This window comes from Buchnera aphidicola (Takecallis taiwana) (assembly GCF_039355125.1).
GTDB classification, from domain to species: domain Bacteria; phylum Pseudomonadota; class Gammaproteobacteria; order Enterobacterales; family Enterobacteriaceae; genus Buchnera_L; species Buchnera_L aphidicola_AG.
This window is the reverse complement of the sequence record NZ_CP134979.1, coordinates 254,977-276,430: the sequence shown is the minus strand read 5'-3', so window position 1 is coordinate 276,430 and position 21,454 is coordinate 254,977. Positions and strand designations below refer to the sequence as shown.

Below are 21,454 nucleotides of genomic sequence, written 5' to 3'. Positions count from 1 at the left end.
TATATTATTAATGTTAAAATATTACTACATGACTGTATTTTATATTTATATATGATATTGATCTATTTTATAATGTTTTAAAATATGATATTTATATTATAACAATCATAAGGTATTATATAATATGAAGAAAATATTAGTGTATGATATATATAAAAATCACAATTTAGTTAATCAATTTGTCACTCTGTCTGGTTGGATTCGTAATCGTAGACATTCAAATTTTGGTATTTCTTTTATTGATATCTATGATGGCTCATGTGTAAAAACTATTCAAGGTATTATTAAAAATAATATATTCAATTATGAATCTGAGATTCTAAAATTAACCAATGGTTGTGCAGTCTCTATTCAGGGTGTATTGGTATACTCAATTGGGAAAAATCAAAAATATGAAATTCAAGTGCATACAATAAAAATAGTTGGATTTATAGATGCTCCACATAATTATCCAATAGCCTCTAAAAAACATACTTGCGAATATTTAAGATTAATACCTCATCTTAGACCTCGTACCAATTTAATAGGCGCAATTACAAGAATTAGAAATGGTATATTTAATGCTATGCATCATTTTTTACAAAGTAAAAACTATTGTTGGATTCCGACACCAATTATTACAACTTTAGATTCAGAAGGCGCGGGTTCTATGTTTCGTGTATCAACGATAGAACCAAATCAAAAATATCATAATCAATTACATCAATTAAAATCTGTAAAAAAAGATTTTTTTGGTAAGGATACGTTTTTAACAGTATCAGGCCAACTGACAGCAGAAGCATATGCATGTGCTATGACGAAAATATATACCTTTGGACCAACTTTCAGAGCTGAAAATTCTAATACTACACGTCATTTGGCAGAATTTTGGATGTTAGAAGTGGAAGAATCATTTTGTAATTTAGATGATATTATAAATTTATCATATAATATGATAAAATATATTATTCAATATATTTTACAGAATAATATCTTAGATATGGAATTTTTTTATAGTCAAATCGATAAAAATATTTTTAATAGATTAGAAAATTTCTTGCATACTCCAATTATTCAAATAGAATATATAGATGCTATTAAAATTTTAATTCGATCTAAAAAAAAATTTATTAATATCATTAAAAATGGTCTTGATTTATCTTCAGAACATGAAAAATATCTAGTAAATAATTATTTTCATGCTCCGGTTTTTATTAAAAATTACCCTAAGCATTTAAAAGCATTTTATATGAAATTAAATAAAGATCATTATACTGTTGCTGCAATGGATTTTTTAGTACCTAATATAGGGGAACTTATTGGAGGATCAGAACGAGAAGATTGTAAGGAGTTATTAGAAAAACGAATTTTAGAATTAGGTTTAGATAAAAATAATTATTCTTGGTATATTGATTTACGTCGTTATGGTAGTGTTCCTCATGCTGGCTTTGGTTTAGGTTTTGAAAGATTAATTGCATATATTACCGGTGTGCAAAATGTTAAGGATTTAATTCCATTTCCACGCACTGTAAATCATGCATTATGTTAAAAAAATTTACTGTTAAAATACTTTATTTTGATATATAATGTTCTTATATTATTTTTTTAGAACAATATTAAAAAATAAATTATTTTATTAAAAATTTTTAATATATACACGAGATTTTGGATATGATAAATATAAAAAATTTTATGATAATCATTATTTCAGCGTTATTATCTATTAATGTAGCAAGTGGGTTACCAACCTGTAAAAATCATAATGCACGTGTTAAAGTAAATATTTTTATGTATGAAAAAAAAAATATGCTATATAATTTTCAAAATAATAAAATACAATATTATGATTATAATAATGTATTAAAGTTTATGGTTTTTGGTATGCATCGTAATCCACATTTTATAAGTTACTGTACTATCGGATATGATGTTCAGAATGGAACTTTTAAACTAAAACATCCAATAGATATCTTCAATCATATAAATCCGATGTGTATAGGTATACATGTTCATAAACTTGGTAATATAGAATACGGTAAAAAATATAATTTCACGTATGATGTTAATTGTTTCACTCGTAAAAAATTTGATATTGATTGTGGTTTACAAGCTTTACATATTATACACGATATTACATATCATGTTAAAAATTTAATTAGTTATTACAATAAAAATTTTTTTGGATTAATAGATCATTTAACTATAGCATCGCAATATCAATATTTAGATTCTAGTCTACCTGTTGATTTGTCTCATGATAAATTAAATCATTTTATTAGATATGATTTTAATGGTGATAAAGGCAGTATTGCAGGTGCATATTCAGTTAATATAAATCATTATTTTAACCAGGATTTTTTAAACTTTTTTAAAGATAAAACTAAATCTTATTCTGTTGGATTAAAATATATATTTAAAAAACTATATTTTGCAGTATTTTATAGTATTCAAGAAAATTTTTCAAAACAAATTACACAAAAATATTTTTTTGATCGTACTAAAGACATTGAATTATTATCAGAATATAATTTTACACCGCATATTATAGCAAGTATAAAATTAATACGTATGTATGTCATACATAATATTTATCAAGAAAAATGCATGGTATTACAAAATTATGATTTATTAAGCAAAGATAAATCATTTGATATATTTAATACATGTAATACAGCAGTTAAGTATCGTTATAATAAAAATACGATTTTATACTTACAGAATAATTTCGAAATTGAAAACAGTAATACTGTATCATTTGCAGTAAATAATGTTTTAGAAGGTGGTATGACGCTTACATTTTAATAAGATGTACATTTTTTTCTGCTACTATTATATACATCATAATAGTAGTAGAATTTTAATTATTTTTTTTGTGTTATTTTTTGTATATGGTCATCCATAGCACTTTTTATATTATCCGATTTAGTACCAAAAACAATTTGTACACCTAAACCTGACATTACTATTCCAGATGCACCTAGTTTTTTTATTTGTATTTGATTAACTAATTGAGAATCCAATATAGTAATTCTAATTCTTGTAATACAAGCATCTAAATGTTGAATATTATTTATTCCGCCTAGTGCCTGAATTAATAATGGTGCTAATTCTTGCGGTTTTTTAATAATGATATTATCTCTGAAATTTTCTCTTCCGGGAGTTGATAAATTAAAATACTTGATTAATGTATAAAATACAATATAATAAATAGCGCCATATGCAATACCAACAACTGGAAATAACCATATAGATTTTCCATGGGCGCTTAATATGATAAAATCAATTAACCCATGTGAAAAACTTGTTCCTGCATTCATACCGAATAAAATACATATAGGAAATGCTAGACCTGCTAGAATTGCATGTATAAAATACAGTATTGGCGCGGTTAATAAAAATGAAAATTCAATAGGTTCTGTAATACCTGTTAAAAATGCTGTTAATGCGGCAGAAATCATTAATCCACCAACTTTAGCTCGGTATTTTTGATGCGCGCATCGCCAAATTGCACAAGCTGCTCCTGGTAATCCATACATTTTAAATAAAAATCCTCCTGCTAATTTTCCTGCGGTACGATCTCCAGCCATATATCGTGCAATATCACCATGAAAAATTTGCCCTAGAGAATTAGTATATTCCCCTATTTGCATTTGAAACGGAACATTCCAAATGTGGTGTAATCCAAAAGGAACTAATATACGTTCTACAAAACCGTATATGCCAAAAGCAAGCATAGGATTTTGATATGCTGCCCATTGTGAAAATACTTGAATAATTTTACTAATTGGTGGCCATATGACTGATAATATACAACCAAATAATATTGCACATAATCCTGCAATCATAGGAATAAAACGTTTTCCAGAAAAAAAACCTAAATATTCTGGTAATTCAATTCTTGAAAATTGATTAAATAAATATGCTGTAATTGTTCCAGAAATAATTCCTCCTAATACACCAATATCGCAAAAATGTTTGTGGTTTATACAAATAATATCATTGTTTAAAACAATTGGGATCATAATTGATGTTGTTTTAATCATAATTTCATGGCAAACTACTGACGCTAATGCAGCTACGCCATCATTATTTGTGAAACCTAAAGCAATACCGATAGAAAAAATTAATGGTATATTTTTAAATACAGAGCCTCCAGCTTCTGCCATAATATGTGATGCTATTGGTGATATAATTTTAAAATGCGCTGAACCTATTCCTAATAAAATACCCGCTATAGGTAGTACTGACACAGGTAACATTAAAGATTTGCCTAATTTTTGTAAATTTGAAAATAAATTTTTTAACATATAGAATATTTCCTAAATATATTTTATTTAAATTTATTATTATGTTATTTAGATAAACTAAATAATGAATAAAAATTTTTTTTAATAATTCTTGTTATGTCAGTTACACTAATTTGTTTTAATTGTGCAAGATATTTTGCAATATATAATAAATTTGATGGTTTATTATATTGACCTCTATATGGTTCTGGTGATAAATATGGTGAATCGGTTTCAATTAGTAATCGATTGACTGGTATAAATTTTGCCATATTTTTTATATGTAACGCATTCTTAAATGTTATAATACCAGATAAAGAAATATATAACCCTAAATCTAATAATTTTCTTGCCATATTGATATCACCGGTAAAAGAATGTACAACACCAGAACAGGATAACGATTCTTGATTAGATAAAATATTTATTGTATCCTTGTTTGCGTTCCTAGTATGTATAATAATTGGTATATTATATTTAATACTTAAATAAATATGCTGTTTAAATGCATCTATTTGAATATTTTTTGTAGTATTTGTATAATAAAAATCAAGACCAGTTTCACCTAATGCAGTAATATTATTGTTGTTGATAATACTATCTTCTAATTTATTAATATTATTAGTATGATAAATGCTTTCATCCAAAGGATGAATACCACAACTATGTAAAATATATTTGTTATTCTTGAATAATTGAGATGATTCAATATAATAATCAATAGATGTTGCTACATTCAGAATTAATTTGACATCATTATTAGATGCTTGTTGTAATATGTCTTTAATATTATCCGTATACTTTTTTTTAATTATGTTTAAGTGACAATGAGAATCAATTAAATACATATATATTCTCTATAGTTATGATTTTTTCTTTAAAATTTGCCATTTTAATAATTGATTTAAGATTAACAGTTCATAATTAATATTATTAACTGTTGTTAATAGATATCGGCACTGAACCCAAGAATGTACTATATTGTTTAGTGTAATGTATGAATAATTTTGGGATATCTGTGTAATTAATGGTATTTGATCAATATTTATTAAATATGAAAAAATTTTTTTTTGTAATTTCATACTATCTAAAAATAATAATATAATCCAATAAATTTTATTTATTATATCATCAGTATTTAAATATGGTAACAGTGTTAAAAAATTATTTTTATTGATTGCATAATGAATATTGTTATATAACTGGATTCTTTGAATCCAATTTTTATTTTTAAGTAATTTATTTGCTAATTCTGGATCATTATTATTAATACGTAAGGCAAGTAAACAGGTTTTTTTTTTGATTGTCGTATTTTTTTGCATCCAAGATAATCCGATTTTTTCATTAGGTGTAAAGATTTTATATAATATACATCTACTTCTAAAAGTAGAATGGATATTATTATAAAATTTATTTCCAATAAAAAAAAAAGTATTTTCAGGTGGTTCTTCTATAATTTTTAATAATGCATTAATACCAAATATCGTTAGTAACGAATAATCTGGAATCCATAAAATTTTATCATGTTTTTGTTGTGCGGTATTTTTAATCATATCAATAATATGACGGATTTTTTTAATTTCTATAATATTATTTGTATTTTTTGCATGTATAATATAACAATCAGGATGAATATTGTTTTTAATTAAAGTACATCCTATACATTTACCGCAATTTTTAATTCCATGTTTCTTATGACATAATATCCATCGGATTATAGCCCATATGATTTTATATGTATTATTAATGCTATATGATTCTATTAATATTGTATGATGTAATTTCCCGTTTTGATAATTCTGAATAATATTTTTATATGTTTTATTTAACCACGGATACCATGTATTTTGCATGTTCGTAACCATTTTTTAAATTTATTTTTTATATCTTTTTGTACAATATCTATTTTAAGATTTGCATCAATAGTTATGCTATTGTCATTTTGAGTAATTAAATTTAGATAAATATTTCTAATTCTTGTAAAGAAATGAATATTATTTTTTTCAATTTGATCTAGTTTACCTCTTTGTATAATTCTCTGTAATGCATATTTTGGTATTACATCTAAATATATTGTTAAATCTGGAGTGTAAGATTGAACAATTATATTATGTAAAAATATAATTAATTCTTTTTTGATTTTAAACCCTCCTCCTTGGTATGCAAAGGAAGATAACTCATATCGGTCTGATATTATCCAAATATTATTTTTTAATGCTGGTGCAATTATATTTTGAATTAATTGCATACGAGAAGCATATATAAGCAAAAGTATTGTTTTTGGATGAATTATTTCATATGGATGTAAATTTTTTATAATATTTCTAATATTTTCTCCTAATGGTGTGCCTCCAGGTTCACGAATTATGATATTTTGTATTTTATGTTTTCGTAAAATATTTTTAAGTAAGTTACAGGCATGTGTTTTACCTGAACCATCTAATCCTTCTAAAGCAATAAATTTGCCTTGATTATAAATCATATTTTTTAGTTATTTGATGAGATTATGTTGTATTAGTATTTTGAATATATTTTGTAATTAGATCAATAGTGTTTAAGTGTTCAAGTTCTGAATCTGGTATATCTATTTTAAATTTTTCTTCTATAGCCATAGCAATTTCAATCATATCTAGTGAATCCGCCTTTAAATCTGTAAATAGATTTGTTTTTTCAGTGATTTTATCTATATGAACATTCATAATTTTAGAAACAATTGTTTTTATTGTATTTTTCATGTTATTCCGAATTATTTTACTTTTTATAAGTGAATATCTTTATTATATATAATCATTGAACTTTTGAATATGCATGCTACATATTTAATGCATATATATTCCACCATTAATATGCATAGTTTGTCCTGTAATATATGAAGAGTATTTTGATATTAAAAATAATACTGCATAAGCAATGTCTTTTGCTGAACCGAATTTTTTCATTGGTATTTTAGATAAATAATTTTGTTTTTGACGTTCGGTCATTGTTTGAGTCATTCCAATATTTATAAATCCTGGCGCAATAATATTTGCTGTAATACCTTTTGAAGCAACTTCCAAAGCAAGTGTTTTATTAAATCCAATTATTCCCGATTTTGATGCTGCATAGTTTATTTGTCCAATATTACCACTATATCCAACAATTGAGCTAATTGTAATAATTCGACCGTATTTTTGTTGTATCATATTTTTTATAATTATTTGTGTAATAAAAAATATAGATGTTAAATTGATGTGTATGGTTTCATTCCAATCCTTTAATTTCATATTAATAAATAATTTATCATTTTTATATGCAGCATTATGAATTAAGATATCAATCTTCTTAAATTTTTTATAGATAGCTTGTATACAAGATTCCACTTGCTTTAGGTCATTTAAATCTAACATTGTACCAAATCCATGATTTTTTAACGTATTATCTATAATATTTTTACCATCTATATTTTTAGCTGTTCCGATTACAAAAATATTATTTTGAGATAGTGTTTTTGCAATTTCTTGTCCAATCCCTTTATTTGCGCCAGTAATTAATGCAATTTTTTTATTATTTATCATAATTATTTTTACTTAATAAATTGATAATTTTATATATATTTTTTATAGTATACATAGGTATAATATTAATATAATTATTGTTATTGAGTTTGGTTAAAACGTTTCCTGTACCCATTTCTAGTATGATGTTTGATATTGATGTTATTACTTTCATTGTTTTTGACCATTGCACAGGCTTAAATAATTGTTTAACTAGTGATTTACGAATAGTATGTTGAGAGATTTGTTGTTTTACGGAAATACTATTAATTACTGGATATTGTGTTTTTTGAATGTGTATTTTTTTAATGTGTTTAACAAATTTTCTTCTAATTTTTTTCATAATATTACAATGCGCAGCAACATCAATAGGTAATATAATTGTTTTTGCGCCCATTTTTTTACATATTATGCTGATGTTTTGTACAGCTTTTTTATGTCCGGAAATAACAATTTGATTATCGGAATTAATATTTGCAATGTTGACCATATGATCAAATAAATGATTTTGACATAATTTTAATATTATTTTTTTTTTTAGTCCAATAATTGCTTGCATTTGTATTGATAATCCGTTTATTTGTTTTTTCATCATGATTGCTCTTTTTTGGACTATTTTAATTCCATCAGAAAATGTCATGGCATTGCTACATACTAAAGCAGAATATTCCCCTAAACTATGTCCAGCCGAAATTATCGGATTTATACCACCTATACTTTTCCATAATCGATAAAGTGCTACTGACATAGTCAGTATTATTGGTTGTGCATATGTTGTTTGATATGTTATAAGAGGTATTTTGATAATATCCCAGATATTATAATTTAAATATTCTGACGCTTCTTGAAAAGTATGATAAATAATACTGTTATATTTATTGAGTTGAATGATACGATGTATATTTTGCTTGCCTTGTCCAGGAAAAATCATTGCTAGTTTTAAAATCACATTATATCCTATAAATATTATTGTAAAGTGCGACCAATATGTATATTATGCTTTTTAAATGTGATATTTAACATAAATAAATATTTTTATTCATGTTAAAATATTTTTTAAAAATTAATTAGTATTTTTTTTTAAAATTAATTTCCCGTGATAAAAAAACTTTTTTGTCATACAGTGGCGTATATGAATTTCTTTACTAAATTTATCTTGTGATAACATTGGTACAGATAATTTATCATGAGATCGTCGCATACCACGTTTTGACCGAGTCGGTTTACTTTTTTGGACTGCCATTTTGAATATATCCTTTATAAAGTATATTTTTATGATTATTGACCACATATATTTTTTAAAAATTCTATAAATCGATTCGCTATTGGAGCATAAATATAATATTTTTGATAATTTCTGGGATGATAAAATGCAATTTTTGAAGCGTGTAATAAAATTTTTTTATTATAATTGTTTAAATGAATTTTATTATCTAATTCAGTATTACCATAAATACTATCAAAAACAATAGGATGTCCAATATATGCGGCGTGTACTCGAATTTGATGTGTTCTTCCAGTTTTTGGTATAATTTCTACTAATGTATGTTTTTTGAAGCGTTTTTTTACTTTAAAAATACTAAGCGATGCTTTACCTAAAGGATTGGTTATTATAATTTTTTGACCATTTGTTAATTTTCCTTTTGTAAGTGGTATAGAAATATGTTGTTTTTCTGTTTCTAAAACACCATGTACTATGGCGGTATAACTTTTATAAATTTTTTTTTCTTGGAATTGTTGGTGTAAATTTTTTAAAACAGATTTTTTTTTTGATAATATTAATACACCGGATGTATGACGATCTATACGATGTACCAATTCTAAAATTTTATAGTTTGCTTCTAGTAAACGAAATATTTCTATTACACCAAATTTTAAACCACTACCGCTATGTACTGCAAGCCCAGTTGGTTTATTAATAATTAATAAATCTTTATCTTCAAATAAAATATAAGAATAAAACTTTTTTTTAATGATTGTATTTATAACGGTTTTATTATTTTTTTTTAATATTATTCTATTAGAATATGATAGTATATCTCCTGTTTGTATTTTATAGTATGGTTTAACTTTCTTTGTGTTAATTTTAATATATCCTGTTCTTAACATTGCATACAGTATATTTTTTGGAATTTTTTGAAATTTTTTATGTATAAAATTATCAATTCTTTGATTAGTTGTATCATTGTTAATTTTGATATTTAAATTATGTTGATTATTCATTGTACTCCATATAAAAAATACTTATTTAATATATGAAATTTAAATTTTATATCAATATTACATGTATAATTGATCTCATATAGATTACTAATTTAATATAAGTTTTGTATGTTTTAATTAAAAAATCAGTACATCTCATATTATTATTTTAGAATAAATATTTTTTTAAATTAAAAAATATATGTGTGAATTTAATGTATGTTAATATATATGGAAACTGTTTGCATATATTATACTTATATTTATATTCTTAATATTTTAAATGTCTTGCATTTATAATGTAATATATATTCTTAATATAGTATTTTTATTTCTATTTAGCAATAATTTTGTAGTATAAATATTTAGTATTTGGATTAATATGTACACGATTTTATTATTTTTTATTTGATAAGTTTTTATGCCATAATATTTTTAATATATATGTTAAATGTAATATATTGATAAAAATACATGAAAAAAATAGTATAATACAAAAAAAACATTATTTTCATATGTAATTTTTGAATCATACGTTTTATATACGATATATGATATAATATATTTATTTTTTTATATATTTCGTACAAATGTATTTATTATCATATTTTATTCTACAGAGATTATATAAATATATTATATAAGATGATCATTTTTTTAATCAAAATTTTTAAAATTATTTAAAATATTTCATTTTTATAAAATAAAATCTTATAGTGAGATAATTTTATATTGTACGTTCATTTAAATATTTCTTAAAAATATGAACCTTTTAAAATCGTTTATTAATATTAGTGTATTAACTTTATTTTCAAGAATACTAAGTTTTATACGTGATTTTATTATTGCTTATACATTTGGGGTATCAATATCAACTGATGCATTTTTTATTGCGTTTAAGATACCTAATTTATTAAAGCGGATATTTGCTGAAGGAGCATTTTTACAAATTATTATTCCTATTCTTATTCAATACAAAAAACAAAATAGCAATATTACAAAAAAATTTTTTTCTGCTATTTTTGGTTTTATGATTTTAATGTTATGTTTTTTGACTTTCATGGGTATATATTTTGCGCCTTATATTATTTGTATTATCGTTCCTGGTTTTTTTAAAAAAAAGTTATTATTTTTATTAACTGTAAAATTACTAAGAATTACTTTTCCTTATATTTTTTTTATTTCATTATCATCGTTAACAACTGCGATTTTGAATATTTGGGATTGTTTTTTGATACCTGTCTGTTCCCCAATTTTATTGAATACTAGTATGATCATTTTTTCATTATTTTTTACAAAATTTTTTCATACTCCAATATTTGCTTTGTCTTGGTCTGTAGTGTTTGGTGGTATTTTACAATTTTTATATCAATTTTTCTTTTTAACAAGAATTGATATGTTAGTTTCACCAACGATTAATTTTAAAATATTACAAATATCTAGTTTATTAAAAAAAATTGGTTTAGGAATATTAGGTGTATCAGCAAATCATATTTCTTTATTAATTAATAGTATTTTATCATCGTTATTTATTTCAGGTTCAGTCTCTTGGATGTATTATGCAGATAGATTAATTGAATTTCCTGTAGGTATACTAGGCATATCACTTGGTACAATATTATTATCATCATTAACAAAAAGTATTGTTTATAGTAAACGAGATCAATTTTGTAAATTAATTGATTGGGCAATGCGAATTAGTTTTATAATAGGATTACCAAGTTCGTTGATGTTATATATTTTATCACATCCTTTAATTACAGTTTTATTTCAATATGGAAAATTTACAAAATTTGATACTATGATGACAGAAAGGTCGTTAATTGGTTATTCGATAGGATTGTTAGGATTAGTATTAGTCAAGGTATTATCTCCTGCTTTTTATGCACGTCAAGATATTAAAACACCCATGATTATTTCTTTTATAACAATTTGTATTACACAAATTATTAATTTATTTTTTTTATTTATGAAGTTTGGAAATTTAGGTTTATCATTGTCGATTAGTTTTTCGGCTTGGTTTAATTGTATGTTATTATATTGGTATTTATATCGAAAACGATTTTTTAAATTTCAACCGGGTTGGTTAAATTTTATATTAAAAATTATATTTTCTACACTAATTATGTTAATCATATTAACAATTATCTTACATTGTATGCCGGATTGGAATGTTGGAAGTGTTTGGTATAAAGCAAATAGATTATTGATGATTATTATATCTTCTTGGTTAATTTACTTTACAATATTATTTATATTTGGAATGCGTATACAACAATTTTATTTTAAAGTATAAATTATTATACAAACAATCTATTTGTATTGGTTATAAAAAATACAAAAAATCTTGTTTTTTGTAAAAACAATTATATTATATATTTTTATATGTTTTATATATAAAGATCAGTCATGTTATTATATTCTCAAATATATTGTTTATTTATATTGGAGGAGGAGGGATTCGAACTCTCGGATAAGTGTTACTTATCGGCGGTTTTCAAGACCGCTGCCTTAAACCACTCGGCCACTCCTCCGAATATAATTCTTAAATAATACAATATTACACATATAAATATTAAATATATTATTTGATATAATAATACAATTATCATTGTATGTAAAGTTTTTTATTTATTATATTATGCTCTTACTTACCTAAAATATTATATAATATGCTGATTTATAAAAAATAATGTTGGACAATATATTTAATATTTATTACAATAAAATTTAGTGTTGGTATTTTTGGCGCGTTGACAGATTGGTTATGTGGCGGACTGCAAATCCGTATAATCTGGTTCAATTCCAGAACGCGCCTAAAATATTTGCCCGGATGGTGAAACAGGTAAACACAAGGGACTTAAAATCCCTCGGCTTAACAGCTTTGCGGGTTCGATTCCCGCTCTGGGCATAAAATTATAATTTTTTTATTTATAAATTACTTCATATAAATTAAAATGTTTTTTTGTGTTCAATATTTTATAGTTTCCAAAATATTTCATAAATATATTTTTACATGATATGTTTGAATGCAATACTATGCGTAATTTTCCGTTTTTATATAAAAATTTTTTTGATTCTTTTATAATTTTATAAATAATGCTTAAATTATTACAATTACTATAATGTGTAGGTGGATTAGTGATAATAACATTAAATTTATTACAGACATGTGAAAAAATATTACTGTAATGAATTTTACCTATTATTTTATTAATTCTAAAAGTATATTTACTACAAAATAATGCTGTACTATTATTATCGACAAGTGTAATTTTTGTTGATGGTGAGCATTTTTTTAATACAGCAGATAAAACACCTGAACCTGATCCGATATCTAAAATTTTTCCTGTAATGTTTTTATTAAAACTATCGATCATTAACTTACTACCTATATCTAATTTTTTATAGTCAAATACTCCAGGCAAAGTTACAATTTTAGTATTATATATAATATACTGTCTAAAATATTTTTTTAAATCAAAATTTGGTATTTTTTTTATGGTTCCATGATATAATGCACATTTTTTTTTATAAATTATTTTTTTAAATTGGATCCAAGCTTTAAATATATTTTGTATGCTATTAATACCGAATTTGTTTTTTCCGACTACAAAAATTTCTTTTTTTGTACTCAGTTTAGAGCATATGTATATTAATTGAAATATTAACTCAATTTTACTTCTAAGTAAAAAGAATATTACAGTATCACAATTTTTAATCATATTGTATCTAGGTAACATTCTAAAACAAATATTATTATTTTTCTTATATAATAAAATATTATTATAACATTTTTGTATATGTATAGTTATTTTTTTGGAAATAATTTTTAAAAATATTTGATCTTGAATATTACCTGAAAAAAGTATTTTTTTTTGTTTAAATTTATCAGCGTACTGAGTAATAATTTTACTTTCATCAGTTAAATATAATATAAATGTATCCTCTATTACTAATAAATATATATATTATAATTATAATTATAATATATAAATTTTATAATATAATATTATATTACTTGTGATTTTAAAAATTTGCATTTTTATGTTATTAAATAATCCGATTGAATTTCAAGGTAATGTTTTTACATTTTTAGTCTTATATATTAAAAATGATACTATAAATATAGTACAAAAAGCAATATTTAATAAAATTAAAGAATCTCCGGAATTTTTTAAACGTGCGTATATTATATTAAATATTTCTTATTTAACACCTGCAGTTAACTGGCATGATATGCAACAAGCAATTACTGACACTGGTTTGCGTATTATAGGTGTTTCTGGGTATATTAATTGTATTTTAAAAAGTATAATTATTAAATCTGGTTTACCAATTTTTAATAATGGTAAGGAAATTTTAAATAATATTAATATTCTAAAAAAAACAGATCTTTTAAATCTAAAAAAAATTAAATCAACTGTTATTACTCAACCCGTTAGATCAGGGCAAAAAATTTATATCAAATATGCAGATTTAATTATTCTTAATAATGTTAGTACAGGTGCAGAATTAATTTCTGGTGGTAATATTCATATTTATGGCACAATGAGAGGACGTGCTTTAGCAGGTGTACACGGGGATCGTACAAGAAATATTTTTTGTACAAAGTATTTCGCTGAAATTGTTTCAATTGCAGGTGAATATTTATTATTAGATCAAATTACTGCTAGTTTATTAGGATGTAGTGTATATGTATTTTTTAAAAAAAACAATTTATATGTTAAACCGTTAATTTAATTTATATTAAGATATGGAATAAATTATATGACTACTCGTATTATTGTAGTTACTTCAGGTAAAGGCGGAGTTGGAAAAACTACATCTAGTGCAGCAATTGCAACTGGTTTTGCCCAATTCGGAAAAAAAACTATAGTAATCGATTTTGATATTGGATTACGTAATTTAGATTTAATTATGGGTTGTGAAAGACGTGTTGTATATGATCTAATTAATGTATTGGAAGGTGATGCTAATCTGCAACAAGCGATTATTAAAGATAAATATACTGAAAATTTATTTATTTTACCTGCTTCACAAACTCGTAATAAAGATGCCTTAACTAAAGATGGTTTGAATATAATTTTTAATAAATTATTAGATATGAATTTTGATTTTATTATTTGTGATTCTCCAGCAGGTATTGAAGCAGGAGCAATTTTTGCAATGTATTTTGCTGATGAAGCAATTATCGTTACAAATCCTGAAGTTGCTTCTGTTAGAGATTCTGATCGTGTTTTAGGAATTATTGCTGCGCAATCAAAAAGGGCTGAAAATAATTTATTTCCTGTAAAAGAATATTTATTATTAAATAGATATGATCCTATTCGAGTAAAAAACGGGGATATGTTAAGTATGGACGATGTTGTAGATATTTTACGTATTCCAATAATTGGAGTCATTCCAGAAGATGTTTCTATATTAAAAGCATCTAATCAAGGTGAATCGATTATCTTAAACCAAACATCTAAGGCTGGACATGCATATTGTGATACAGTAAAAAGATTACTCGGGAAAAAATGCAATTTTCGTTTTTTAAAGGAAGAAAAAAAAAATTTTTTTAGAAGATTATTTTGGAGATAAACAATGTCATTACTAGATTTTTTTTTATCTTGTAAAAAAAATACAGCATATATTGCAAAAAAAAGATTACAAATTATGTTTTTTAAACAAAAACAACAGGTTAATTATTCTAAATATTTTATAAAATTAAAAAAAGAGATTTTATTGACAGTAGAGAAATATATTCATATGAAACCAAATATACTGACAGTTCGTGCTAATCAAAAAGATCCGAATATTTTTATTTTAGAATTAAATATAAGACAAAAAAAATGACATTTTCATTTTTCGCATACATAATATTTGTTTTTTTATAATAGTAAATTAATAATTTTATTTGGATAATATCATGAATGAAAAAGTAATTATTTTCGATACATCATTAAGAGATGGTGAGCAAGCATTACAGGCAAGTTTAAGTGTTAAAGAAAAGTTACAAATTGCCTTTGCTTTAGAAAGGATGAAAGTTGATGTTATGGAAGTGGGTTTTCCAATTTCTTCTCCTGGAGATTTTAATTCTGTACGAGAAATTTCAAAAAATATTAAAAATACAACAATATGTAGTTTAGCTCGTTGTGTTGATAAAGATATTGATGCAGCTGCAAATGCTATGTCTATATTAGATCATTTTAGAATTCATATTTTTTTAGGTACTTCTAATTTACATATGCAATCAAAACTAAGAAAAAATTTTGATGAAATTGTAGATATGGCAATTCATTCAATTAAATATGCAAAACGTTATACAAATGATATTGAATTTTCTTGTGAAGACGCTGGACGAACATCGTTAGATAATTTATGTAGAATTGTTGAATATGCTATTTCTGCTGGTGCAAATACCATTAATATTCCAGATACTGTTGGTTATACTTTACCAAATCAATTTAGTAATATCATTAAAATGTTGTACAAAAAAGTACCAAATATTGATCAGGCAGTTATTTCTGTACACTGTCATGATGATTTAGGTATGGCTGTTGGTAATTCAATTTCAGCAATTTTATCCGGGGCTAGACAAATTGAAGGTACCATGAATGGAATTGGTGAGCGTGCAGGAAATGCAGCCTTGGAAGAAGTGATTATGGCAATTATATCACGTAAAGATATATTAAAAGTACATACAAATATTGAAACAAAAGAAATATATCGTACAAGTAAAATTATTAGTCAAATATGTAATATGCCTATACCTGCAAATAAAGCAATTATTGGTAGTAATGCTTTTTCACATTCTTCTGGAATACATCAAGATGGTATTTTAAAAAATAGAGAAAATTATGAAATTATTTCCCCGCAGATAATTGGTTTAAAAGAAGTACAATTAAATTTAACTTCACGATCAGGAAGAGCAGCGGTACGACATCGCATGCAACAAATGGGTTATAAAGATGTTGAATATAATATTGATGAACTATACGTTTCATTTTTAAAATTAGCGGATAAAAAAGGTCAGGTGTTTGATTATGATTTGGAAGCATTGGCGTTTATAAATAATCAACAAGAGACTCCAGAACATTTTAGGTTGGAATATTTTAACGTTAAATCTAGTTCTAGTGGTTCTGCAATTGCATCAGTAACATTGATTTGTGGTAAAAATATTGTTACAAAAACTGCTGCTACGAGTAATGGTCCGGTTGATGCTGTATACCGTGCTTTGCATAAAATATCGGGATATAAAATGTTATTACAAAAATTTCAATTGTTTGCAAAAGGACAAGGTAAAGATGCTCTAGGCCAAGTAGATATTATAGTAGATTATAGAAATCGAAAATTTCACGGAATAGGGTTAGCAACAGATATTATTGAATCTTCAGCGCAAGCATTAGTTAATGTTTTAAATAGTATATGGCGAGCTAATCAAGTTATTTTAACATTAAATAAAGTTAATGGAATTTAAAACTAGTCAAATTCATTTTTTATATATGTTTAAGATATTTATTTATATCTTTTAAAAACATTTACTTGCAGAGTGTTTCAAATGAAAAAGAAATTTCATGTAGCAATTTTACCTGGTGATGGTATTGGCCCTGAAGTTATGCAAGAAGCGTATAAAATTTTAAAAATTTTAAAAAAAAAATGTTTTATTAATTTTATTTTTCATGAATATGATATTGGTGGAATTGCAATTGATAAGTATGGTACTGCTTTGCCAAAAAGAACGTTATTAGGTTGTGAGTCTTCAGATGCAATTTTATTGGGTTCGGTAGGTGGTCCAAAATGGAACAATTTACCTGATGAAAAACAACCAGAACGTGGTGCTTTATTACCATTAAGAAAACATTTTAATTTATTTGCAAATATTCGACCTTCGATTTTATATTCTGAATTACAAGATTTATCTCCTTTACGTCAAGATATTCTTGGTACAGATATAAACATATTATGTGTTCGTGAATTAATTAGCGGAATATATTTTGGTTCATCTGAAAGAAAAGATAGTATTGATTTTGGAGAATATGCTTTTGATACTGAGTTATATTATCGATCTGAAATTAATAGAATAGCAGATATGGCATTTCAAATTGCACAACAACGGAATAATAAACTTACTTCTATTGATAAAGCGAATGTTTTAAAGAGTTCTAAATTATGGCGCGATACAGTTAATAATCTTTCTCAAAAGTATCCTAAAGTGCAATTATCACATTTATATATTGATAATGCAGTAATGCAGATTATTAAAAATCCAAGTCAATTTGATGTAATATTATGTTCTAACTTATTTGGTGATATTATATCAGATGAATGTGCGGCGATTACTGGATCAATTGGTATGCTAGCTTCAGCTAGTTTAAATGAAAATAATTTTGGTATGTATGAACCAGCCGGAGGCTCTGCACCAGATATTCAAGGTAAAAATCTGGCTAATCCAATTGCTCAAATTTTGTCTATTGCGTTATTATTACGATACAGTATGCAATTATACGAATTATCGGATGCAATTTTTGAAACTATTAAACAAGTATTAAAAAAAGGTTATAGAACATTTGATATTGCAAATAATACACAAGACTATATTCATACTAATCAGATGGGAGATATCATTTCCCAAATGTTCATTAAAGAGATATAATATGGGACAAACATTATATGAAAAACTGTATAACAATCATATCGTTTATACAGATACAGAAAATACATCTATTTTATATGTTGATTTACACCTAATTCATGAAGTTACTTCTCCACAAGCATTTAGTGGTTTACGTTTAAAAAATAGAAATATTAGATGTCCAGAAAAAACGTTTGCTACTATGGACCATAATGTTTCTACAAAAACTAATAATATAACTTTATTAGATCATATGGCACGTAAACAAATACAAGCATTATCTAATAATTGTCGTGAATTTAATATTTCGTTGTTTGATTTAGGACATAATAATCAAGGTATTGTTCATGTTATGGGTCCAGAACAAGGCATGACATTACCCGGCATGTTAATTGTATGTGGTGATTCTCATACTTCCACACATGGTGCATTTGGCGCATTAGCATTTGGTATCGGAACATCTGAAGTTGAACATGTTCTTGCAACCCAGACTATTAAGCAAAAACGTTATAAAACCATGAGGATCGACATTTCTGGTAATTTAAATAATTATATTAGCCCGAAAGATATAATTTTATTTATTATTAGTCAAGTGGGTGTTTCTGGAGGTACAGGCTATGTTATTGAATTTGTTGGTGAAACAATATCTCAGTTAAGTATGGAAGGTAGAATGACATTATGTAATATGGCAATAGAAATGGGTGCAAAATCTGGTATTGTCGCTCCAGATAAAACAACATTTCAATATTTAAAAAATAGAAATTTTGCACCACGGAATTTTAATTGGAATCATGCTATACAGTATTGGAAAACTTTAAAATCAGACGATGATGCCGTTTTTGACAAATCATTATCAATAAATATTAATAATCTATCTCCCCAAGTAACCTGGGGTACAAATCCCAGTCAGGTTATTGCAATTGATCTACCTATTCCATCCCTTCAATCAATAAAAAATGTTTTAGAAAGACAATCAGCAGAAAAAGCTTTATCATATATGGGATTAAAATCAGGAATTTTTTTAACAGATATTGAAATAAATAAAGTATTTATTGGTTCATGTACGAATTCTAGAATAGAAGATTTACGATTAGCTGCAACTATGATATATAATAAGCGTGTACATGATAAAGTAACGGCTATTGTTGTGCCGGGATCTAATCTAGTTAAAAAACAAGCTGAACAAGAAGGATTAGATAAAATTTTTATTCATGCTGGATTTGAATGGAGATTGCCTGGTTGTTCAATGTGTTTGGGTATGAATGATGATCAATTAAACTCGGGAGACCGTTGTGCTTCAACAAGTAATCGTAATTTTGAACATCGTCAAGGTCATAAAAGTCGTACGCATTTAGTAAGTCCGTCTATGGCAGCAGTTGCTGCATTATTTGGAAAATTTCAAGATATTAGAAAAATACGGTAATATATAAAATTGTAAATGGAGTGTAATATTGAAAAAGTTTATTAGTCATACAGGTATTATAGCACCATTAGATATATCTAATGTTGATACAGATGCAATTATACCAAAGCAATTTTTACAAAAAATTGATAAAACAGGTTTTGCGGAAAGTTTATTTTACAACTGGAGGTTTGGTAATAGTCAGGAGAATACATTAGATACTAATTTTGTGTTAAATAAACCACATTATTTTCAATCTAGTATTTTAATTGCAAGAAATAATTTTGGTTGTGGTTCATCTAGAGAGCATGCGGTATGGGCGTTACTGGATTATGGTTTTCGTGTAATTATTGCTCCAAATTTTGCGGATATCTTTTATAATAATAGTTTTAATAATCATCTTTTGTTAATTACATTACCTGAATGTGAAATAAATGATATTTTTAATATTATTTATAAAAATCCGGGTATACAAGCTACTATTAATTTAAAAAAAAATGAATTTATAATTTACGATAAGAAGTATATTTTTACAATTGATGATTTTTATCGTTCTTGTTTATTACAGGGTTTAGATAATATTGATTTAACATTGAAACATTCAGATAGGATTATTCAGTATGAAAAACAAATACCTAAATTTTATCAATTAAAAGCAATATTGTAATTATCATATATAATAAAACTACATATATTTTATTTTATTAGTGAAAATATGTAGTTTGTTATAATTTTTTAAAATTATTTTAATAAATAGGATTATTTAAATAATTTAAGTGAATATTTTCTAATAATAAAAAATTCTTCTTTTTAGCTTCTATTCGGGTTAATGTAATCATATCTTCTGCATATGGTGTATTAATACGTATGATACGTAAAAATTGATTTTTTATATTTTTAAAATAAATATGACCTGATCCAACCATATACCATATTTCTGTTAAAGAATTAATTTTTTGATATGCTATATCTATCGTTAATGATATTTCTGATCCAACCCAATAGTTATTTTTTTTGATATATTGTCCCCAATATATGTTTTTTTTATTTGCAATATTACAAACAATTATTTTATCAAATTTATATAAACGCCATGTTTGTTCAGCAAGTATTTTTAAAGTAGAAATACCAATTAAATGAATATTATTTGGAATAGATAATCCTTGTGCAATACTTGTACTTAATCTAATTCCGGTAAAACTACCAGGTCCAATAGTAAAAGAAATAATCTTAAAATTGTTGATTTTTAATTTATTTTTTATTAATAATACATGTATCATGGTTAAAATATTTTTTTCGTGTTGTTTATTACACTCATTAATTTGATAATGGATGGTATTGTTATATAATATAGCAATAATATTATGATCTAAAGAAGAATCAATAGATAAGATATTATCATATTCTAGATTATGTATCATATGAATAACCT

The 21,454-nt window shown here is 24.7% G+C and carries 21 protein-coding genes and 3 tRNA genes; 12 read left to right on the top strand and 12 right to left on the bottom strand.

The window, feature by feature from the left end; all coding sequences use genetic code 11:
• Nucleotides 1–124: 124 nt before the first annotated feature.
• Together asnS and RJT54_RS01240 are read left to right on the top strand one after the other, a co-directional pair.
• Nucleotides 125–1,528 carry an asparagine--tRNA ligase gene (gene asnS, locus RJT54_RS01245; protein WP_343128043.1) on the top strand — a complete coding sequence of 468 codons (1,404 nt, stop codon included), beginning with the start codon at nucleotides 125–127 and terminating at the stop codon, nucleotides 1,526–1,528.
• Between the two features lie 122 nt (nucleotides 1,529–1,650).
• Nucleotides 1,651–2,781: a porin gene (locus tag RJT54_RS01240; RefSeq protein WP_343128042.1), complete on the top strand. Its 1,131-nt coding sequence runs from the start codon at nucleotides 1,651–1,653 to the stop codon at nucleotides 2,779–2,781.
• A gap of 59 nt (nucleotides 2,782–2,840) precedes the next feature.
• Here the strand turns inward: RJT54_RS01240 and ptsG are convergent, their stop codons facing one another.
• The 9 genes from ptsG to RJT54_RS01195 all read right to left on the bottom strand — a co-directional run bounded on the left by ptsG (nucleotide 2,841) and on the right by RJT54_RS01195 (nucleotide 10,021).
• A complete protein-coding gene (gene ptsG / locus RJT54_RS01235; RefSeq protein ID WP_343128041.1) occupies nucleotides 2,841–4,286 on the bottom strand; it encodes a PTS glucose transporter subunit IIBC in 1,446 nt (481 codons plus the stop codon).
• 44 nt (nucleotides 4,287–4,330) lie between these two features.
• Nucleotides 4,331–5,113: a TatD family hydrolase gene (locus RJT54_RS01230; RefSeq protein ID WP_343128040.1), complete on the bottom strand. Its 783-nt coding sequence runs from the start codon at nucleotides 5,111–5,113 to the stop codon at nucleotides 4,331–4,333.
• A 15-nt stretch (nucleotides 5,114–5,128) separates the two neighbouring features.
• The gene (locus RJT54_RS01225) at nucleotides 5,129–6,118 is read right to left on the bottom strand and encodes a DNA polymerase III subunit delta' C-terminal domain-containing protein (RefSeq protein ID WP_343128039.1); all 990 of its coding nucleotides are present in this window, start codon (nucleotides 6,116–6,118) and stop codon (nucleotides 5,129–5,131) included.
• Nucleotides 6,091–6,747: a dTMP kinase gene (gene tmk / locus RJT54_RS01220; protein ID WP_343128038.1), complete on the bottom strand. Its 657-nt coding sequence runs from the start codon at nucleotides 6,745–6,747 to the stop codon at nucleotides 6,091–6,093. Before tmk ends, RJT54_RS01225 begins: the two co-directional genes overlap by 28 nt.
• A gap of 22 nt (nucleotides 6,748–6,769) precedes the next feature.
• Complete coding sequence (locus RJT54_RS01215; protein ID WP_343128037.1) at nucleotides 6,770–7,000, bottom strand: acyl carrier protein; 231 nt, start codon at nucleotides 6,998–7,000, stop codon at nucleotides 6,770–6,772.
• Nucleotides 7,001–7,084: 84 nt separating this feature from the next.
• A complete protein-coding gene (gene fabG / locus RJT54_RS01210; protein WP_343128036.1) occupies nucleotides 7,085–7,819 on the bottom strand; it encodes a 3-oxoacyl-ACP reductase FabG in 735 nt (244 codons plus the stop codon).
• Nucleotides 7,809–8,747 carry an ACP S-malonyltransferase gene (locus tag RJT54_RS01205; protein WP_343128035.1) on the bottom strand — a complete coding sequence of 313 codons (939 nt, stop codon included), beginning with the start codon at nucleotides 8,745–8,747 and terminating at the stop codon, nucleotides 7,809–7,811. Before RJT54_RS01205 ends, fabG begins: the two co-directional genes overlap by 11 nt.
• 114 nt (nucleotides 8,748–8,861) lie before the next feature.
• The gene (rpmF, locus tag RJT54_RS01200; protein ID WP_343128034.1) at nucleotides 8,862–9,041 is read right to left on the bottom strand and encodes a 50S ribosomal protein L32; all 180 of its coding nucleotides are present in this window, start codon (nucleotides 9,039–9,041) and stop codon (nucleotides 8,862–8,864) included.
• Between the two features lie 35 nt (nucleotides 9,042–9,076).
• Entirely contained in the window at nucleotides 9,077–10,021 is a 945-nt protein-coding gene (locus RJT54_RS01195; RefSeq protein WP_343128033.1) for an RluA family pseudouridine synthase, read from the bottom strand.
• Nucleotides 10,022–10,763: 742 nt separating this feature from the next.
• Between RJT54_RS01195 and murJ the strand changes: the two genes are divergently transcribed.
• Nucleotides 10,764–12,296: a murein biosynthesis integral membrane protein MurJ gene (murJ, locus tag RJT54_RS01190; RefSeq protein WP_343128032.1), complete on the top strand. Its 1,533-nt coding sequence runs from the start codon at nucleotides 10,764–10,766 to the stop codon at nucleotides 12,294–12,296.
• A 150-nt stretch (nucleotides 12,297–12,446) separates the two neighbouring features.
• Here murJ and RJT54_RS01185 read toward each other — a convergent pair.
• Nucleotides 12,447–12,534 (bottom strand) — tRNA-Ser (locus RJT54_RS01185).
• Between the two features lie 213 nt (nucleotides 12,535–12,747).
• Between RJT54_RS01185 and RJT54_RS01180 the strand changes: the two genes are divergently transcribed.
• Nucleotides 12,748–12,818 (top strand) — tRNA-Cys (locus RJT54_RS01180).
• A 9-nt stretch (nucleotides 12,819–12,827) separates the two neighbouring features.
• A tRNA-Leu gene (locus tag RJT54_RS01175) sits at nucleotides 12,828–12,911 on the top strand.
• 16 nt (nucleotides 12,912–12,927) lie between these two features.
• Here RJT54_RS01175 and RJT54_RS01170 read toward each other — a convergent pair.
• Nucleotides 12,928–13,872, bottom strand: a complete 945-nt coding sequence (locus RJT54_RS01170) for a methyltransferase (RefSeq protein WP_428994179.1) — start codon at nucleotides 13,870–13,872, stop codon at nucleotides 12,928–12,930.
• A gap of 175 nt (nucleotides 13,873–14,047) precedes the next feature.
• On the opposite strand from RJT54_RS01170, the gene minC reads away from it, so the two are divergent.
• From minC to leuD, 7 genes are all read left to right on the top strand, one after another.
• Entirely contained in the window at nucleotides 14,048–14,743 is a 696-nt protein-coding gene (minC, locus tag RJT54_RS01165) for a septum site-determining protein MinC (protein WP_343128031.1), read from the top strand.
• Between the two features lie 27 nt (nucleotides 14,744–14,770).
• Nucleotides 14,771–15,586, top strand: a complete 816-nt coding sequence (minD, locus tag RJT54_RS01160) for a septum site-determining protein MinD (RefSeq protein ID WP_343128030.1) — start codon at nucleotides 14,771–14,773, stop codon at nucleotides 15,584–15,586.
• Nucleotides 15,587–15,589: 3 nt separating this feature from the next.
• The gene (gene minE / locus RJT54_RS01155; protein WP_343128029.1) at nucleotides 15,590–15,841 is read left to right on the top strand and encodes a cell division topological specificity factor MinE; all 252 of its coding nucleotides are present in this window, start codon (nucleotides 15,590–15,592) and stop codon (nucleotides 15,839–15,841) included.
• Nucleotides 15,842–15,914: 73 nt separating this feature from the next.
• Complete coding sequence (gene leuA / locus RJT54_RS01150) at nucleotides 15,915–17,465, top strand: 2-isopropylmalate synthase (RefSeq protein ID WP_343128028.1); 1,551 nt, start codon at nucleotides 15,915–15,917, stop codon at nucleotides 17,463–17,465.
• 81 nt (nucleotides 17,466–17,546) lie between these two features.
• The gene (gene leuB, locus RJT54_RS01145; RefSeq protein WP_343128027.1) at nucleotides 17,547–18,641 is read left to right on the top strand and encodes a 3-isopropylmalate dehydrogenase; all 1,095 of its coding nucleotides are present in this window, start codon (nucleotides 17,547–17,549) and stop codon (nucleotides 18,639–18,641) included.
• A 1-nt stretch (nucleotide 18,642) separates the two neighbouring features.
• Nucleotides 18,643–20,043: a 3-isopropylmalate dehydratase large subunit gene (gene leuC / locus RJT54_RS01140; protein WP_343128026.1), complete on the top strand. Its 1,401-nt coding sequence runs from the start codon at nucleotides 18,643–18,645 to the stop codon at nucleotides 20,041–20,043.
• A 25-nt stretch (nucleotides 20,044–20,068) separates the two neighbouring features.
• The gene (leuD, locus tag RJT54_RS01135; protein WP_343128373.1) at nucleotides 20,069–20,689 is read left to right on the top strand and encodes a 3-isopropylmalate dehydratase small subunit; all 621 of its coding nucleotides are present in this window, start codon (nucleotides 20,069–20,071) and stop codon (nucleotides 20,687–20,689) included.
• A 79-nt stretch (nucleotides 20,690–20,768) separates the two neighbouring features.
• Here the strand turns inward: leuD and tsaB are convergent, their stop codons facing one another.
• Nucleotides 20,769–21,443: a tRNA (adenosine(37)-N6)-threonylcarbamoyltransferase complex dimerization subunit type 1 TsaB gene (gene tsaB / locus RJT54_RS01130; protein WP_343128025.1), complete on the bottom strand. Its 675-nt coding sequence runs from the start codon at nucleotides 21,441–21,443 to the stop codon at nucleotides 20,769–20,771.
• Nucleotides 21,444–21,454: the final 11 nt, after the last annotated feature.

Bases quoted from the DNA above. Each gene is read 5' to 3' on its own strand.
- asnS (WP_343128043.1), top strand. From the start codon at position 125: ATGAAGAAAATATTAGTGTATGATATATATAAAAATCACAATTTAGTT.
- RJT54_RS01240 (WP_343128042.1), top strand. From the start codon at position 1,651: ATGATAAATATAAAAAATTTTATGATAATCATTATTTCAGCGTTATTA.
- ptsG (WP_343128041.1), bottom strand. From the start codon at position 4,286: ATGTTAAAAAATTTATTTTCAAATTTACAAAAATTAGGCAAATCTTTA.
- RJT54_RS01230 (WP_343128040.1), bottom strand. From the start codon at position 5,113: ATGTATTTAATTGATTCTCATTGTCACTTAAACATAATTAAAAAAAAG.
- RJT54_RS01225 (WP_343128039.1), bottom strand. From the start codon at position 6,118: ATGCAAAATACATGGTATCCGTGGTTAAATAAAACATATAAAAATATT.
- tmk (WP_343128038.1), bottom strand. From the start codon at position 6,747: ATGATTTATAATCAAGGCAAATTTATTGCTTTAGAAGGATTAGATGGT.
- RJT54_RS01215 (WP_343128037.1), bottom strand. From the start codon at position 7,000: ATGAAAAATACAATAAAAACAATTGTTTCTAAAATTATGAATGTTCAT.
- fabG (WP_343128036.1), bottom strand. From the start codon at position 7,819: ATGATAAATAATAAAAAAATTGCATTAATTACTGGCGCAAATAAAGGG.
- rpmF (WP_343128034.1), bottom strand. From the start codon at position 9,041: ATGGCAGTCCAAAAAAGTAAACCGACTCGGTCAAAACGTGGTATGCGA.
- RJT54_RS01195 (WP_343128033.1), bottom strand. From the start codon at position 10,021: ATGAATAATCAACATAATTTAAATATCAAAATTAACAATGATACAACT.
- murJ (WP_343128032.1), top strand. From the start codon at position 10,764: ATGAACCTTTTAAAATCGTTTATTAATATTAGTGTATTAACTTTATTT.
- minC (WP_343128031.1), top strand. From the start codon at position 14,048: ATGTTATTAAATAATCCGATTGAATTTCAAGGTAATGTTTTTACATTT.
- minD (WP_343128030.1), top strand. From the start codon at position 14,771: ATGACTACTCGTATTATTGTAGTTACTTCAGGTAAAGGCGGAGTTGGA.
- minE (WP_343128029.1), top strand. From the start codon at position 15,590: ATGTCATTACTAGATTTTTTTTTATCTTGTAAAAAAAATACAGCATAT.
- leuA (WP_343128028.1), top strand. From the start codon at position 15,915: ATGAATGAAAAAGTAATTATTTTCGATACATCATTAAGAGATGGTGAG.
- leuB (WP_343128027.1), top strand. From the start codon at position 17,547: ATGAAAAAGAAATTTCATGTAGCAATTTTACCTGGTGATGGTATTGGC.
- leuC (WP_343128026.1), top strand. From the start codon at position 18,643: ATGGGACAAACATTATATGAAAAACTGTATAACAATCATATCGTTTAT.
- tsaB (WP_343128025.1), bottom strand. From the start codon at position 21,443: ATGATACATAATCTAGAATATGATAATATCTTATCTATTGATTCTTCT.